This is a genomic window from Formosa sediminum, from assembly GCF_007197735.1.
In the GTDB taxonomy this organism is placed as follows: domain Bacteria; phylum Bacteroidota; class Bacteroidia; order Flavobacteriales; family Flavobacteriaceae; genus Formosa; species Formosa sediminum.
In genome coordinates, this window is sequence record NZ_CP041637.1 from 1,955,001 (window position 1) to 1,971,454 (window position 16,454).

The following is a 16,454-nucleotide window of genomic DNA, read 5'->3' on the forward strand; positions in this document are numbered from 1 at the left end:
TGGGAAGGGATAAGCGCTGAAAGCATATAAGCGCGAAACCCACCACAAGATGAGATTTCTTTAAAGGGTCGTGGGAGATGACCACGTTGATAGGCTATAGGTGTAAAGACAGTAATGTCATAGCCGAGTAGTACTAATAACCCATAGGCTTATTGTACGCCTGTTTTTTTAGACGAGTACAAGAATTATTATTAGAGTATATATGTATATAACCTCCGGGTATTTTTCAATATGTTAAGATATTTGCGCTAGGAGCGCGGTTGATAGTTGTTAGTTCATGGTTATTAGTTGGAAAAAGTTCCAACAACCAAAAACTACAAACCAACAACCAATAATTTAAGGTGATTATTGCGATGGGGCTCACCTCTTACCATTCCGAACAGAGAAGTTAAGCCCATTAGCGCCGATGGTACTGCATTTGTGGGAGAGTAGGTCGTTGCCTTTTTTAAACTAATCCTGAACAATATTTTGTTCAGGATTTTTTTTGTTTATATACAAATAGGAATTTTTGCTATCTAATTAAAAGAACTTTTTGTTAACTCCATTTTATAAGTGAATAATAAATAGTACCTTAAAAAACAATTTTTTTAATGTGTAGTAATGTCTGTAAATAAGGAATTAGAATTAGCTTGGGAATTTGTAAATAATACAAACCGTTCTATTTTTTTAACAGGAAAAGCAGGTACTGGTAAAACAACATTTTTACATCGTTTAAAAACTAAAAGTTTAAAACGAATGGTAGTTGTTGCTCCTACAGGTGTTGCGGCTATTAATGCGAAAGGTGTAACTATACATTCTTTTTTTCAGATTCCTTTTGGTCCTATCTTACCAAATGCAGATTTAGATAGTTCTACTCAATTCAATAGAAAATTTAATAAAACTAAAATCAATATTATTAAATCCATGGATTTATTAGTGATTGATGAAATTAGTATGGTTCGTGCTGATTTGTTAGATGCTATTGATAAAACTTTAAGAAGATTTAGATATAAACAAAAAGTTTTTGGAGGTGTACAAGTATTAATGATAGGTGATTTGCAACAATTATCACCTGTAATTAAGGAACATGAATGGCAGTTATTAAAACCCTATTATAGTAATGGATTTTTTTTTAGTAGTCGTGTGTACCAACACTGCGATCCTATTTCAATTGAATTAAAGCATATATATCGTCAGGAAAATCCTAAGTTTATTCAAATTTTAAATGAAATTAGAAATAATACGCTTTCTGAGACTGCTGCATCAGAATTAAATAAGAGATTTAAACCCGATTTTACACCAGAACCTAATGCAGGGTATATTTCATTAACTACTCATAATACTAAAGCAGATGCAACAAATAAGTCTGAATTAGATAAACTTGATACGACATTATTTACATATTCAGCTAAAGTTGAGGGTAAATTTCCTGAATATTCTTATCCTAATAATGATATTTTAGAGTTAAAGGTTGGAGCACAAGTCATGTTTATTAAAAACGATATTAGTCAAGATAAACGTTATTTTAATGGTAAAATAGGTACAGTTACTAAACTAACTAAGGATGAAGTAACGGTGCGTTGTCCAGACGATGATTTTGATATTGTAACTAAAGCCGAATTATGGGAGAATATAAATTATACTGTAGATAAAGAAACTAAAGCCATTACTGAAGATAAAATTGGTTCCTTTTCTCAAATCCCTTTACGTTTAGCTTGGGCCATTACAATTCATAAAAGTCAGGGGTTAACTTTCGAAAAAGCCATAATTGATGCTGGTAGTGCTTTTGCACATGGACAAACTTATGTAGCCTTAAGTAGATGTAAATCTTTAGACGGATTAATTTTAAAAAGTAAAATTAGTTCCAATCAGATTATTACAGATACAAATGTAATTACTTTTAATAAACATGCAGAAGAACACGAACCAGATTTAACAGACTTAAAATCGTCTCAGAGTAAGTTTCAATTGGATTTAATAGCAGAAATCTTCGATTTTTATGATTTTATGTACCCTGTTAATCGTATTCTGGATATCTTTTATAAAAACAGAAATAGTATAGAAGGAAAAGTTGAGCACCCAATGGTGACAATTAAAAATACAGTTACAAATTTGCTAAAAGTAGCCAATGGTTTTAAATCACAATTACAAACTCTTCATACTGATACCGTATTACCAGAACATAACCCAATTATTCAAGAACGTTTTATAAAAGCTATAACCTATTTTAAAACACAGGTTGAGACTCATATAGGTGACTCTTTAAAAGCATTTAGTTTTACAACAGATAATCAAGCTATAGGTGGAGATATTTCTAAAAACTTAGATAGCTTAGAATCTGTATACGATACTAAAGTATTTTATTTTACGAATCTAAATAAAGATTTTACGACTAAATCTCTTTTAGAATTGCGTGCAAAATCTATTTTTATAGCAAAAAATAAACCTCAAAAAGCAAGAAAATCTGTTATTGATGGGACAATAAATGTGGAGCTGTTTGAATTATTACGCATATTAAGAAATGAAATAGCGGCTGAAAATGATTTGGTTCATTTTCAAATTTTCACACAGAAATCGTTGTATGAAATGTGTGAAGTATTGCCTGTAACCAAGCAAGAACTTCTTAAAATTGGAGGTATGGGAGCGACTAGAGTTGAAAAATATGGAGATGCAATACTAGATGTTATTCGTGAATATTGTGACGAAAATGATATACAAATAGATGCTATTAATACTAGTACTGATACGCAAGATGATATTATAAAAACCAAAATAAATACTAGAGAGGCTTCATTACAACTATTTAAATCTGGCAAGTCTATTAATGAAATTGCGACTTTAAGGGATTTAAATGAAAACACCATATTTGGTCATTTAGCTGAATTTATTTCAACCGGAGAAGTTAAAGTATCAGACTTAATAACTACAACTAAGTATAATACTTTACTTGATCTTATTCCTAAAACAAACTTTGAGAATCTCTCTGATTTAAAACATCAGTTAGATGATAATTATAGTTATGGTGAATTACGTTTAGTATTAAATATTTTAAATTCTTAATTATGAATGGTTACAACCTTGTGTAAAACCACTTGAGCCGCTTTTTCATAATCATCATTCCAACCAAAATAATTTCCTGTTTTAAAATAATTTTCATGAATATATCCATTAGTGACATAATCGTAGATTTCAGTATAATCTATATCTAAATTTTTCTCTTCACAATAGAGAGCACAATATAACTTACCGTTTTCAATCTTCATTTTAAAAGTAAATAGTGCATGGCCAACATTTCCAAAATCTATTTTATTATCGTATTTGCTGGTCCAATCCTCATTGTTTTCTGGTTTTGTATAGTGGTCTATTTGTATTATACCGCTATTCCATCTTATTTTAACTGTTGCAGGATTACCGTTAATACCTTCAGAAGATTTACCGTGAATTTGTGCAACTATAGTACGTCCATTGCCTTCTACAAAATCTACTTTTAAAGTTGTTTCAAGAATGTGTGTACCTGTAGACATTGTCCAATTGTCATTTGTATCTTGATTTCCTCTCCAATATTCTCTGAGTTCTGTACGGCAATATTTATCGCCAAGTTCTGATAATCCTGAAGTTGTATAGCCTGTAAATTGTGTCCACAATGTATACGAACCATCTTCATTTTTATAAAAATATTTAGAGGCTTCGGGCGTTAGATTATCATTTATTATAGTTTGATAACTTATAGATGTCGCTTTACCGCTACCTGAATTAATGGGTACAGACAAATACCAATTTTTCCAATCTATATTAGGTGTACCTTCAACGTCTTCAGTTATTATTTCGGTTTCATTGTCTGTAATATCAATATCTGAATCAGAATTACTACATGCTAAAAACAGCATAAAAGTGGAAATAACTATACTTTGCTGTATTAAAAAACACATTGTTTTCATATCTTTTAAACACTACGATTTAAAGTAAATATAATGCTTATTCTAATATGAAAATTTTTAATTTTAAAAATGTAATGTATTGATTTATATTTTTTTGATGAACGTATGTAGGTGTTTTTACCTCCTTAATTGTTACTTTTAAATTTAATAGGAAGAACTCACTTTTAATTTCGTATACGTTTAATAATAAGTTAAATTTGGTAAAAAAGAAACTGAATCTAAACTATGAATTTAACTATTGAAAATATATTACTTGTTGGATCAATATTACTGTTTATTAGTATTATTGTGGGAAAAACGTCCTATAAATTTGGTGTTCCTACTTTAATTCTTTTCTTGTCTATAGGTATGTTGGCCGGTTCTGATGGTATTGGTGGGATAGTATTTGACGATCCAAAGTTAGCTCAATTTATAGGTATTGTATCACTAAATTTTATACTTTTTTCTGGTGGTTTAGATACAAATTGGAATACTGTAAAACCCATATTAAAAGAAGGTCTTGTATTATCTACTTTAGGAGTGTTTTTAACAGCAATTACTTTAGGTGTATTTGTATGGTATGTTACAGATTTTACAATTTTTGAAAGTTTATTACTAGGTTCTATAGTATCTTCTACAGATGCAGCAGCAGTATTTTCTATTTTACGTTCAAAAAATTTAGCATTAAAGACAAATTTACGACCTACTTTAGAGTTAGAAAGTGGGAGTAATGACCCTATGGCCTATGTATTAACTTTGGCATTTTTAAGTTTAGTTATTAACCAGGATCAGAATATAACATCTATAATATTTATGTTTTTTCAGCAAATGATTCTTGGAGGTCTGTTAGGATTTGGGTTTGGAAAATTAAGTAAATTTATCATTAATAGAATCACTTTAGATTTTGAAGGTTTGTATCCTGTTTTGGTAATAGCTTTAATGTTTATTACGTTTTCAGCTACAGATTCTGTTGGTGGAAATGGTTTTTTAGCTATTTATATTTGTTCTGTATATCTGGGAAATCAAGATTTAATTCATAAATCTACTATTCTAAAAATGTTTGATGGTATGGCATGGCTCATGCAAATTGTGTTATTCTTAACATTAGGATTATTAGTTTTTCCTTCTCAAATTATCCCTTATATGGGTATTGGTTTATTAATTTCTGTTTTTCTTATTCTTGTAGCACGTCCTATAAGTGTGTTTATAAGTACTTTATTTTTTAAAATGAAAACGCGTCGTCGTTTATATATTTCTTGGGTTGGTTTAAGGGGAGCAGTACCTATTGTTTTTGCAACTTATCCGTTATTGGCTGGGATTGATAAAGCTAATATTATTTTTAATATAGTATTTTTTATTTCTGTTACTTCTATACTTATACAAGGAACTACGCTTACGGTTTTTGCTAAATGGTTAAATGTTGGTATGCCTGAAGAAGCTAAAGTTCCGCGTGAACATGAACGTTATATTTTAGATTTGCCAAAATCTGCTATGGAAGAAACTATAATTCCTATAGATAGTTTTGCTGTAAATAAAAGAATTGTAGACTTGCATTTACCAAAATCTGCTTTTATTGTAATGATCAAACGAGATGGTAAATTTGTTAGACCAGGCGGATCTACATTAATAGAGGCTAATGATGTTTTAGTATTGTTATTAGATCATGATGAGAGTTTAGAGGAGATTACGACCTTGTTATCACAACCTACTTTAACCTAAAAAACTCTTATATATATTCAGTTTAACCAATTATATATAAGAGTTCTACATTAATGAACGTAGTGTTGTATTTATTTCATTGCAATTAATTTTTTTGCAACTAGCTTTAGATTCATTTCATTAATTTCTGGTTGATCTGCCAAAGGATATAATTGAGCTCCGGGTCTGCTTATAAATGCACCTCTCCAATTTGCCCAAAGTGCTCCAGCTATATCCCAACCATGAGCAGCTATTAGCATACACTCCTGAGAAGAAACTCCCATTTTACGTGCTGCCCAATCGTAAGCATCTGTATGAGGTTTAAATTTTCCGATATCTTCAATGCTTAATCTTTCTTCAAAATAATCAATTAGACCAGCATTTTTAAATTGAGTTTCTACACCTATATTAGATGAATTTGTAAACGACACCAATTTAAAACCAGCTTGGTTTAAATCTGTTAAGGCTGCTTTTACTTCTGGATGAGCAGGAATAGAGCGTAAAGGAGTTAGTATAGCGTTTTTTGCTTCAGCTTCTGTTAAAGCAATCTCGTTATTAGCAGCTACCATTTGTAATGCAGCCACACCTATAATTCCAAAATCATTATACTGTCGGCCAACTGTAGTTACTAATGAATATTGTAACATGGTTGTAAACCATAAAGGAAGTAAATCAGGTCTGTTACCAAGTGCGTCACCTACACTTTTTTTCATGGCAGTTAAATCTAATAAAGTTTCATTAACATCAAAAAATAAAACTTTAGGTCTGTTATTTAGATTTAAAGCTGCAGTATTAGTTGCATCATTTGCAGCAAATCCTAACGAGGTTACAGTCGCTCCGCCTAGGCCTAGTAAAGCTGATTTTTTCATAAACTCTCTTCTTTTGTTTGTCATTGTTATAGGTGTTTTATAAACATACTACCTAGTATGTTTTTGTTTAAAAAAAATTATAATCGTAATTGTTTTAAATACATGGATAGCCCAATAATATACTCGTCTAAGATCGCATCGTCGTTGTACAATTTTCTTATACCACGTATACCTTCAAAGGCACTTATTAAATAAACAGCTACAGCAGCACTAGACACATTAGCTTTAATTGTATGTTCAGACTTACCTTTTTCTATCAAAATTATTAAAGCAGCTTTCCAAGACTCAATAATATTTTTTAAAGCCATTTGATAGGCTGCTTCATTATCGCCAATTTCATTTATTAAATTGTTCATCGGGCAACCATGTGCCTTTTCATAGATGTTAAAAGATTTTAATCGTTTCAAAAAAATCATTTCTAATATTTCAAGAGCATTACCTTGTTCATGTAATGGTGCAATCATACCTTCAAAAACTCGTTTTTGAACTTTAAGGCTAATAACTTCAAGCCCCAATTCTTTTTTGCTTTTATAATGATGGTAAAACGCGCCTTTACTTAGCGTAGTAGCTTTCATTATTTTATCAATACTAGTAGTTTTAAAGCCATTTTCATAAAATAAATTGAAAGCTTTATCTATGATTAATTGTTTTGTAAGTTCAGATTTTAAATCTTGTTGCATTACACAAATATATAAAAAGATACTACTTAGAATGTTTTTTTGTGTTTGTATTAACGTTTGTAACTATAGGTTTTTTAAATACTGATTAAGTAATTTTTTTCAAATATTTTATCGTAAACATCTTTACTAAACATATAGAGTTGTGCAGGTTTTTTAGAGACTCCAACTTGTTTTTCGTCTAATGGGATAATGTATTTTTTATTTATGAGTTTTCTTCTAAAATTTCGATTATCAATTTCAATTCCTAATATAGACTGGTATAAATCCTGTACATCATTAATTGTAAATTTATTTGGAAGTAGCTCAAAGATAATAGGTTCAGAAAGGCATTTAATTTTTAAATCTTCATAGGCTTCTAAAATAATAGCTTCATGATCAAAACCTAATTCAGGGAGATTATTAACAGGGAACCATTTTGCACTATATTTATTTTCTTTAAGATTAACGGCTTCTGTTTTTATTAAAAAATAGTACGCTATGGTTACAGTTCTGGAGTTAAAGCCTTCATTTTTAATCCAAATCTGATCTTTATCGTTTAATAAACGGTCTGGAGAACCAAATGCTTTAAATTGCTTTTTATAAAGACTACTTAATCCTGTTAACTCTTTTAAAGCTCTTGTAGCCGTATCATCTAAAGTTTCATCTTCATTAATATGATAGCCTGTCAATACGTAATCATCTACTAAAACTTCAGCAGTAGTTGCAGATTCCAAATAGCGTTTTATTAATAAAACGTTAAGTGTTTTTTCAAGGGTATTGTATCCAAAAACAACACAATCTACAGATATGTTTTTGATTTTTTGTGGTTTCATATATATTTTTATTCTGAAGCTAATTTAATAAAATTATTTACATTTTAATTATTAAACGTTTAAAATACATTATATGTTTTTGCTTTTGGTAATCTATTTTAATCGTATTAATATGGTAATTTAGAATATAAATATGTTAATATAGAATATTATATGATTTTATTTTGTTATATTGTTTTTTTGAATAACTTTGAAAATAATTTAAAACGTAAAAATGACGTTTGTAAAATTTTAACCAAATAAAGCGTTTTTTTATTGAGTTTTACAAATTGTTTTAATTTCAAATAAACTAACAGGAATGAATACAGATGCTAATTATCAGGAGTTCGAGAATATTGATGAAGAACAGTTACCTGTGTCTAAACATAAATTACATGATTGGACTCATTTTGCAGGTTTGTATGCTGCAGAGCATGTGGCCGCTACCGAATTTGTAATTGGAGCTACTTTTGTAGCGTTGGGTGCTAAAACAAAAGACATACTGTTAGGATTACTAATAGGAAATATTTTGGCCGTTTTAAGTTGGACCTTTATAACCTCTCCTATAGCTGTAGAAACGAGATTAAGTCTGTATACATATTTAAATAAAATTGCAGGAGATTCTATGACCAAGCTCTATAACTGGGCGAATGTTATTATTTTTACTGTAATTTCTGCAGCCATGATTACAGTATCTGCAACTGCAGTACGTTTTGCTTTTAACATTCCGGCACAATTAGATTGGTACCCTACAAATTTATGGTTTGTAATTATTGTTTTATGTGTGGGATTAGTTGTTGTTGCCATTGCAATATATGGTTTTAAAGCAGTAACAGAGTTTTCTGGTATTTGTGCTCCTTGGTTATTTGTTATGTTTATTAGTGGTGCATTTGTTTTACTTCCAGCCTTGTCACTGTCAGATTTAGGGCAAACCATTCCTAATAGTTGGGCAGATTTTGTAACTTTAGGAAACCATACCATATGGACAGGATTAAATAGCAAAGGTGAACCCGGAATTGGCTTGGTAGAAGTTATTGGTTTTGCTTGGGCAGCCAATACTATTACACATTTTGGTTTGATAGATATGGCTATGTTGCGTTTTGCTAAAAAGAAATCTTACGGACTAAGTACCAGTACAGGGATGATGTTTGGGCACTATGTAGCTTGGATCTCTGCAGGAATTATGGGAGCAGGAGCAGCCGTTATTATAGGAAAACCTATAGTTGCTTTAGATCCCGGAGACGTGGCATATTACGCTTTAGGTTGGTCTGGATTTGTTATTGTAATTGTAGCGGGATGGACAACAGCTATTGCTAATTTATATAGAGCTGGTTTAGCGGCGCAAGCTGTTTTTAATTCTCATTCACGTAAAAAAACTACTGTAGTTGTAGGAGTAATTACAATGATAGTTGCTTGTTTCCCCTTTGTGTTTAGTCAGATTTTACCTTTATTAACTTATGCCGGATTGTTAGTGGTTCCAGTGGGAGGTATTGTATTTGCAGAACACCAAATATTTCCAAGAATTGGTTATACACGCTATTGGTCATATTATAAACACTTAACTTTTAGTACACCTGCAATTGTTTCTTGGGGATTAGGATTAGTGTTTGGGTTTGGCTTAAACATGCTAGATGTAATGCCATTTTACTATTTATTTATACCAACTTGGATGTTTACTATATTTATTTATACTGTATTAGCAGGTAAATATGGGGCAAAAGAAAGTTATCCTGAAGAAGAATTAAAAGAAAAAGTTAGAAATAAAAATATAGAAGCTTATCAAGACGAAAAAGCGAAACAAACCACGAAAACGATTAAGGATCATTCTTTATTATCTAGGGTATTAGGTATTGTTTCAATTGTGGTTTTAGCCATCACTTTAGTGTTGGCATGTATCGTACTATTTGGTAGTGCAAATGAAACTATGTATATAGAAAATAGAGATATTTTTTACCGTTATGCCTTTGTGTGTACCCTTATCTATTTTGTAACTGCTTACTGGAAATTAAAAAGAGGAAAGAATAAAAACATATAATATCGTGGAAAATTTAATAAAACTTAATCAGATGAATTTGGCTCAAGTTGCCAAAAAAATATCTTGTCCAACTTACGATCGTACAAAAGTCAAGGCAGGTATTGTACATGTAGGTATTGGTGGATTTCACAGAGCACACGAAGCCTTTTATACAGATCAATTATTACACGATACAAATGTAACAGATTGGGGTATTTGTGGCGTAGCGTTATTAGAGTTTGATACTAAAATTTATAATACACTTAAAGCTCAAGATGGATTGTATACACTTGTAATTAAAGAATTAGATGGAACGTTAACTAAACGTGTTATTGGTTCTATAGTAGAGTGTTTATATGCACCTGAAAATCCAAAGCAAGTGATTGAAAAAATGGCGAGTCCTGATATTAAAATCATTACTTTAACCATTACAGAAGGTGGCTATAATTATAATGAAGCAACTGAAGCATTTGATTTTGAAAATCCACAAATTCAATACGATTTAGAGCATCCAGAGACACCTAAAACCATATTTGGTTACCTTACACAAGCATTAAAATTACGTAAGGAAAATGAAGGTTCTGGCATTACTATTCAGTCTTGCGACAACATTAAAGGGAACGGTGATTTAGCTAAGCGTATGCTATTGAGTTATGTAGAAAAAGCAGAACCTCAATTAATACCGTGGATTAATGACTATGTATCATTTCCAAACAGTATGGTAGATCGTATTACTCCAGCAACCTCTCCAGTAGATATCTCAAATTTAAATGCCTCTTCAGGTATAGACGATGCTTGGCCAGTTGTATGCGAACCTTTTCATCAATGGGTAATCGAAGACGAATTTAAAACAGGAAGACCAGCTTGGGAAACTGTTGGAGCACAGTTTGTAGAGGATGTAGATCCTTACGAAAAAATGAAATTAACCTTATTAAATGCAGGACATACTGTTTTAGGTATTTTAGGTGCTTTACGAGGGTATTCAACTATTGACGAAGCAGTTTATAATCCAGAAATTAGCACTTTCTTAAAAACGTATATGGATGTAGAAGTTACACCTACCTTATCAGATTTAGAAGGTGTTGATTTAGAAAAATATAAAGAGACTTTACTACATAGATTTGGTAATATTTATATGAAAGACCAAATAGATCGTATATGTTCAGAGAGTTCGGCTAAGTTTCCAATATTTGTTCTACCAACAGTTAATGCACAATTAGAGAGACAAGGATCTGTAGATTTTGCTGCTTTAGTAGTTGCGGCTTGGGCCATATACAGTCTTGGAAAAAATGAACAAGGACATGATTTAATTATAAAAGACGTTATGCAAGTCGCTTTAGCAGAACATGCTGTGTTAGCAAAAGAAAATCCAGCATTATTCTTAGAATTAGAATCTGTATTTGGAAAATTAAAAACATCAGAAACTTTTGTACAAGCGTTTACAAAAGCTTATCGTGCAATCTCTGAAAATGGTGTAGAACATACTGTTATTGCATGGAATAATTCTGCTTTAAAACACAGTTAAATGAAAAATATAGTTTGTTTTGGCGAGGTATTATGGGACGTGTTTCCTACACATAAAAAAATAGGAGGCGCACCCTTAAATGTTGCATTACGATTACAGTCTTTTGGTAACCAAGTGTCAATAATTACAAGAATAGGTAATGATGCTAAAGGTTTTGAAATCTTAGATTTTATTAAAGCTCAGGGTGTAAATATAGACAATGTTCAAGTAGACAAGACCTTGGAAACAGGAGCGGTAGATGTTGTTTTAGATGCAAACGGTTCTGCATCTTACACGATAAATAAAAATCGTGCTTGGGATAATATTCAGTTAACTGAAACTGCTATTGAAAAAACAAAACAAGCTGATGCCTTTATTTTCGGGAGTTTAGTGGCTAGAGACATAACATCTAGAGCTACCTTATATGCCTTGTTAAAAGTTGCAAATTATAAAATTTTAGATATAAATTTAAGAGCACCTCATTACACTAAAGATGTATTAAACGAATTAATGTATGCTGCAAATTTTATAAAGTTTAACGACGATGAAATTTATGAAATTGCTAAAACAATGTATTTTAAATCAGATTCTTTAGAAGATAATATGCTATTTATTTCTAAACAAATGGTAACCACATCTATATGCGTTACTAAAGGAGATAAAGGTGCTATCTTATACCATAATCAAACTTTTTATTATAATAGTGGTTATAAAATTCAAGTTGTAGATACGGTTGGAGCTGGCGATTCTTTCTTGGGATCGTTAATTACTAAACTCTTAAATAACACACCGCCGCAAGAAGCTATAGATTATGCTTGTGCTGTGGGCGCCCTTGTTGCAAGCCATGAAGGTGCTAATCCTAAACTTAATGAATCTGAAATACTTAAATTTATAGAGTCTTAGATTATAAACAATTGTAAATAGATTAAAAAAGCCTCAAGTGTATACTTGAGGCTTTTTTAATTTGTTAGTTTACGCTCGTGTGTACCTTAATTTACGCTTTCGGGTTCTAACATATCATACGTGATTTTAAATCGAGATTTAGACCCTGTATGTTCTGGTTCTCTAGGGTCTGCAGCTAGCACTTCAATGTGGGTAAATGTGTTTTTTTCTTTTAAATATGCCGTTGTATGTTTTATTAATTTTGAATTATAAGCTGTTGCTAAAGAATCTAAATTAAGGTTGCGACTTAATGTTAAAATAGCAGCTTCAACCGAAATTGAATCAGATGCAGTTTTGTTTTGTAAATAGGTTTTAAATGCCTTTTTATCTTTGGTGTAATCTTGCTTGGTTTCAGTATTAAAAGCTTTCCCGATTTCCGCAAAAGCAATGGCGTCTTTTTGTAAATCTAAATCAACATAATGTGACATTTTAATTTTTAACCCCTCTTTTGCATTTTCCAACTTAATAAGTTTATTGAGTTGTTTTAAAGCTTTATCGCTAGGTATGGTATCTAGATAAGTACATTCAATTGTTTCTAAATCTTTAGGATCACCACCAACTAAACCTCCTAAAAATTGAACTGGACTAGCAACGGTTCTTATAATTAAATTCTTTAACGTTGTACCTACTATTTTACCCACGCTTACTTTAGGATCATTCATGTTTCCTCGTACAGGTACATCAAGTTTTACATCTCCATTTTTATCTTTCAATAAAAATAAAGCAAATTTTAATGGGAGATTATATAGACCATTTTTTGTGTTAGCGACTTCTGCATTTTTAACCAATAAATTATTTTCACTAGTTAATTCGCCATTCACGATTTTTGTATTGGTATGGTAATAAAAATCGCCTTCTAAAATATCATGACTTAAATAGTGGCGGGAGTATATGTTAATATCAGATAACAAGAATTTTTCTATTGTAATGTCTATTTCTGCATGATCTGTTTTTAAAGGGTTTGCACTTAATTTAGCTTTAAGCGTACCGCGATTGTTTAAAATCATATCCGAGTAGATCGTGACCCAATTGGAAGCACTAGAAATACTATCTGAATTAATTTCAATATCGCTTAAATGATAGTTAAATTCTTCTCCAGTGAGATTATCTGTATAGTCTAATTTACCTTTATTTACGTTTATATGATTAATAGCATAGTATAATTGAGGATGTACATCAGCAGTTTTAATTGTATCTGTAGTTTCTGTCGGTACTGTGTGTGAGCTCTCTTGTGAGGACTGATCTATTTTAAATATTTTGAAAAAATTATTAGTTACAGAATCCAACTGAAAATACGTATAAGATTCTGATAAGCTTAAAGAGTCTATAACATAAGAACTATTAGCATAATCGATTTTTTTTAATCTAGTTCTAAAATTTTTTAATGCTAAAAAGGTTTGATCATTACTATCTGTAATTTTAAAATCGTTTACGCTGATACTTCCTGAAAGGGTAGATGTAATGGCGTCGTTAATATTCCCTTCAACTTTAATTTCTGAATTTAGAAACCCTTTAAAGCTGTTTATATTTGCATATTGCGAGGCATATTTATAGAAAGAATTTAAATGTAAGTTCCGAATTGTAAAGGAGGCGTCATACTCACCATCTATTGGGTTAAGATTTAGTTTTGATGCAAAATAACCACCATTTTTAAAATTAAATTTTAAATCGGCATTACTTTTTTCTTCTTGATTCCAACCTATGTAAGGAATAAAAAATGATATATCTTCAATACTTGTAATTTGGTTTACATTCTTATCATTAAAAGTAAAATGTGCCTCCTTTAATTCTAAGTTTTTAAGTGTATATTTTAAAGGTTTACTTTCTGTGTCTTGTAGTGTGTCTTCTGGTTGTGTGGTATAAAAAGCAATTAAATCGTCAAAATTAAAAATAGAATCCTGTCGTGCAGTGTGTACCACTAAACCTTTTATATAAAACTGTTCGATAACCAATTCATTGCTAATGTATTTGTAAGGTTCTGTATCTATAATTAAAGTATCTAACCGTATAAATTCTGAAGTATTGTCTGCCTCAAACATTTTAAAGTTAATAAGCTGTAAGCTACCTGTAAAATAATTTAATTTTAATTGATCAATATCAATTTGTCTGCCTATAAGTGCTTTGCTATTTTTTATGGTGTAATTCTTTATTACAATAGGTAAAAAGATTAAAATTAAGACGATGATTACTATACATATTAGTCCACCAATCTTCCATTTTTTATTGTTTTTCATAGCGCAGGTTTAAGGGCATGTTTTTGTTGTATCACAGTTAATAGATAATAAGAGTATTAAATAATCTGGATATAAAAAGATTGTTTTTCCTGCAAATTTAAGGGATTACAGCATTTTATTTAAAAGATAAAATCACTTAATTTAGATTAAAACGGAAACTAAACGGCTCTTATTTATAGGATTTGTTTTTTAAAACATCTACTATTATCAATTTCAGCGTATTGCCCGTAATTAGGTATAAGTGTGTAGCCGTTTTTATGATATAATGCTAAGGCTTCGGGTTGCTGTAATCCGGTTTCTAAAACGCAAGCTGTATAGTGTAATTCTGCAGCCCATTGTTCTAGTTCTTTTAATACAACAGTTGCTAACACTTGTCCGCGATAATCTTGTGCAGTGTACATCCGTTTCACTTCTACAGTATTGTCATTAAAGGTTTTAATTGCTCCACAAGCTACAGGAATTTTATTTTTATAGACCACTACAACATGTTTTAAGCTGTCTATACCATTAAACTGTGCATAGAATGCATGATCTTCACCATCTCTTAAGGCCAAATCGGCATCTAATAAGCTAACAAGTGCTTTAAAATCTGTATGATTTGAATTTGTTCTTAAAAGTTTCATAGTGTTAGTTAATTATAAGGATAAAATAAGGCTGTAATTAGGTATTGTAAAAATCGCAAACTTTTTTGAAAACGAAATTAAAATCTTTGCTAATCTGTTCGTTATTAATTTTAGTGTTAGGAAATGGATTTTCGTGAGTATAATCTCTATCAAAATCTATTTCGTCTACTTTAATATTAATGTCTCTATAAGCGCCTTTTAAGGTGTTAATAATTTCGAACGAGGGAATAACATAATCCTTTTTTAAGGTAATAGCATAAATTTGGTCTTCGTATTTTTTTAATAGCGCTTCTCTAAAGTCCCTTTTTTTCTGATAATCGAGCATGGCATGAAAAACTTCGCCTTCTAAATGATCATCTAGAATATAATGTTTAAGTAGATTATCTTTCTTTAAAAATTTATCGAAGTGTTCAATTAAAAATGAATACAACGCCACATTAGCTTCACTATCTAAAATAAATTTAGATACAGAAGAGAATCTATTAAAGGTTGTACCGCTACAAAATAAACATAGTTTAGCATTCGAAAAATAGTTGTTGTAGTTTGTTAATTTTAAAATTTGAGCAAGAAAACCACCTATTGAATAAGCAAAAAAATCGAATTGAAAATCTGTGCTAATCTGTGGGTTTTTACCAGATTTAAAATTCTCTATAAGCTGAATAATATCATAATATGTTTGTAATCCAGAGTATATGAAACGCTGTGGCATAGCGTGTAATCGCATGCTTATTGCTACATTAGATAAGGTAGAATTTATAATGTTAGGATATCTTTTTTTGCGCTGTTCGCTTAATTTATACATTTCTCTTTTCTCACTCCATTGTTTAGGAGCGCGTTGCATATGGAACGCCAGAGGAAATAACACTACAGAACTACCTGTACCATTACATATTGCTTTTGCCCAAGGCAAGTATTTGGACCAGTCGCGTTCGTTAAAACCATGTAAAAGAAAAATTACTTTTTTAGAAACCGTACTGCTTTTTGGTTTTATAATTTGATAGTTAAAAAAATGATTTTCGTTTACACGAATATCTTTTATGTGTACGTTATCGTTAATTGTGCCAACTTCTGTTCTAAATTGGGCTGAACTTTTTAATTTTAACGCATGTTTAATACATTCATAATCTGTAGTTCCTGGGAGTATATTGTACGATATCGATTCAAAAGGAAATTCTAATAACTCTGTATTCATGTTTATAGCTT

Annotated in this window: 12 protein-coding genes and 2 rRNA genes (1 of these 14 only partly in view); 7 read left to right on the top strand and 7 right to left on the bottom strand. The window is 30.7% G+C overall.

Annotated features, from left to right (window positions below):
• The 3 genes from FNB79_RS08570 to FNB79_RS08580 all read left to right on the top strand — a co-directional run.
• Positions 1-157 (top strand): 23S ribosomal RNA (locus tag FNB79_RS08570); it begins 2,665 nt to the left of the window's first position.
• 180 nt (positions 158-337) lie between these two features.
• Positions 338-445 (top strand): 5S ribosomal RNA (rrf, locus tag FNB79_RS08575).
• Positions 446-600: 155 nt separating this feature from the next.
• Positions 601-3,039 carry a helix-turn-helix domain-containing protein gene (locus FNB79_RS08580; RefSeq protein ID WP_143380918.1) on the top strand — a complete coding sequence of 813 codons (2,439 nt, stop codon included), beginning with the start codon at positions 601-603 and terminating at the stop codon, positions 3,037-3,039.
• Here FNB79_RS08580 and FNB79_RS08585 read toward each other — a convergent pair.
• Positions 3,036-3,917: a polysaccharide lyase family 7 protein gene (locus FNB79_RS08585; RefSeq protein ID WP_143380919.1), complete on the bottom strand. Its 882-nt coding sequence runs from the start codon at positions 3,915-3,917 to the stop codon at positions 3,036-3,038. The two genes, FNB79_RS08580 and FNB79_RS08585, sit on opposite strands and share 4 nt — an antisense overlap.
• Before the next feature lie 225 nt (positions 3,918-4,142).
• Here FNB79_RS08585 and FNB79_RS08590 point away from each other — a divergent pair, with 225 nt between their 5' ends.
• On the top strand, positions 4,143-5,615 hold the full coding sequence (locus tag FNB79_RS08590) for a potassium/proton antiporter (protein WP_143380920.1): 1,473 nt from the start codon (positions 4,143-4,145) through the stop codon (positions 5,613-5,615).
• A gap of 71 nt (positions 5,616-5,686) precedes the next feature.
• On the opposite strand, the gene FNB79_RS08595 is transcribed toward FNB79_RS08590, so the two are convergent.
• The 3 genes from FNB79_RS08595 to FNB79_RS08605 all read right to left on the bottom strand — a co-directional run bounded on the left by FNB79_RS08595 (position 5,687) and on the right by FNB79_RS08605 (position 7,955).
• Positions 5,687-6,487, bottom strand: coding sequence for a haloacid dehalogenase type II (locus FNB79_RS08595; RefSeq protein ID WP_143380921.1), 801 nt, complete (start codon positions 6,485-6,487; stop codon positions 5,687-5,689).
• Between the two features lie 53 nt (positions 6,488-6,540).
• Complete coding sequence (locus FNB79_RS08600; RefSeq protein ID WP_143380922.1) at positions 6,541-7,143, bottom strand: TetR/AcrR family transcriptional regulator; 603 nt, start codon at positions 7,141-7,143, stop codon at positions 6,541-6,543.
• A 74-nt stretch (positions 7,144-7,217) separates the two neighbouring features.
• Positions 7,218-7,955, bottom strand: a complete 738-nt coding sequence (locus FNB79_RS08605) for an NUDIX hydrolase (protein ID WP_143380923.1) — start codon at positions 7,953-7,955, stop codon at positions 7,218-7,220.
• Between the two features lie 298 nt (positions 7,956-8,253).
• On the opposite strand from FNB79_RS08605, the gene FNB79_RS08610 reads away from it, so the two are divergent.
• Genes FNB79_RS08610 through FNB79_RS08620 form a run of 3 tightly spaced genes read left to right on the top strand, consistent with a single transcriptional unit; the run spans position 8,254 to position 12,355 of the window.
• The gene (locus FNB79_RS08610; RefSeq protein ID WP_143380924.1) at positions 8,254-9,969 is read left to right on the top strand and encodes a purine-cytosine permease family protein; all 1,716 of its coding nucleotides are present in this window, start codon (positions 8,254-8,256) and stop codon (positions 9,967-9,969) included.
• A gap of 4 nt (positions 9,970-9,973) precedes the next feature.
• On the top strand, positions 9,974-11,473 hold the full coding sequence (locus tag FNB79_RS08615) for a mannitol dehydrogenase family protein (protein ID WP_143380925.1): 1,500 nt from the start codon (positions 9,974-9,976) through the stop codon (positions 11,471-11,473).
• Entirely contained in the window at positions 11,474-12,355 is an 882-nt protein-coding gene (locus tag FNB79_RS08620) for a carbohydrate kinase family protein (protein ID WP_143380926.1), read from the top strand.
• Positions 12,356-12,441: 86 nt separating this feature from the next.
• Here the strand turns inward: FNB79_RS08620 and FNB79_RS08625 are convergent, their stop codons facing one another.
• The 3 genes from FNB79_RS08625 to FNB79_RS08635 form a co-directional block, all read right to left on the bottom strand.
• Positions 12,442-14,628 (bottom strand): DUF748 domain-containing protein, encoded by a 2,187-nt coding sequence (locus tag FNB79_RS08625; protein ID WP_143380927.1) that lies wholly within the window; start codon positions 14,626-14,628, stop codon positions 12,442-12,444.
• A gap of 173 nt (positions 14,629-14,801) precedes the next feature.
• Positions 14,802-15,251: a GNAT family N-acetyltransferase gene (locus FNB79_RS08630; protein WP_143380928.1), complete on the bottom strand. Its 450-nt coding sequence runs from the start codon at positions 15,249-15,251 to the stop codon at positions 14,802-14,804.
• 37 nt (positions 15,252-15,288) lie between these two features.
• Entirely contained in the window at positions 15,289-16,443 is a 1,155-nt protein-coding gene (locus FNB79_RS08635) for a DUF6051 family protein (protein WP_143380929.1), read from the bottom strand.
• Positions 16,444-16,454: the final 11 nt, after the last annotated feature.

Coding starts and splice junctions, on each gene's coding strand:
- FNB79_RS08580 (WP_143380918.1), top strand. CDS start 601: ATGTCTGTAAATAAGGAATTAGAATTAGCTTGGGAATTTGTAAATAAT.
- FNB79_RS08600 (WP_143380922.1), bottom strand. CDS start 7,143: ATGCAACAAGATTTAAAATCTGAACTTACAAAACAATTAATCATAGAT.
- FNB79_RS08610 (WP_143380924.1), top strand. CDS start 8,254: ATGAATACAGATGCTAATTATCAGGAGTTCGAGAATATTGATGAAGAA.
- FNB79_RS08635 (WP_143380929.1), bottom strand. CDS start 16,443: ATGAATACAGAGTTATTAGAATTTCCTTTTGAATCGATATCGTACAAT.
- FNB79_RS08605 (WP_143380923.1), bottom strand. CDS start 7,955: ATGAAACCACAAAAAATCAAAAACATATCTGTAGATTGTGTTGTTTTT.
- FNB79_RS08630 (WP_143380928.1), bottom strand. CDS start 15,251: ATGAAACTTTTAAGAACAAATTCAAATCATACAGATTTTAAAGCACTT.
- FNB79_RS08585 (WP_143380919.1), bottom strand. CDS start 3,917: ATGAAAACAATGTGTTTTTTAATACAGCAAAGTATAGTTATTTCCACT.
- FNB79_RS08620 (WP_143380926.1), top strand. CDS start 11,474: ATGAAAAATATAGTTTGTTTTGGCGAGGTATTATGGGACGTGTTTCCT.
- FNB79_RS08595 (WP_143380921.1), bottom strand. CDS start 6,487: ATGACAAACAAAAGAAGAGAGTTTATGAAAAAATCAGCTTTACTAGGC.
- FNB79_RS08625 (WP_143380927.1), bottom strand. CDS start 14,628: ATGAAAAACAATAAAAAATGGAAGATTGGTGGACTAATATGTATAGTA.
- FNB79_RS08590 (WP_143380920.1), top strand. CDS start 4,143: ATGAATTTAACTATTGAAAATATATTACTTGTTGGATCAATATTACTG.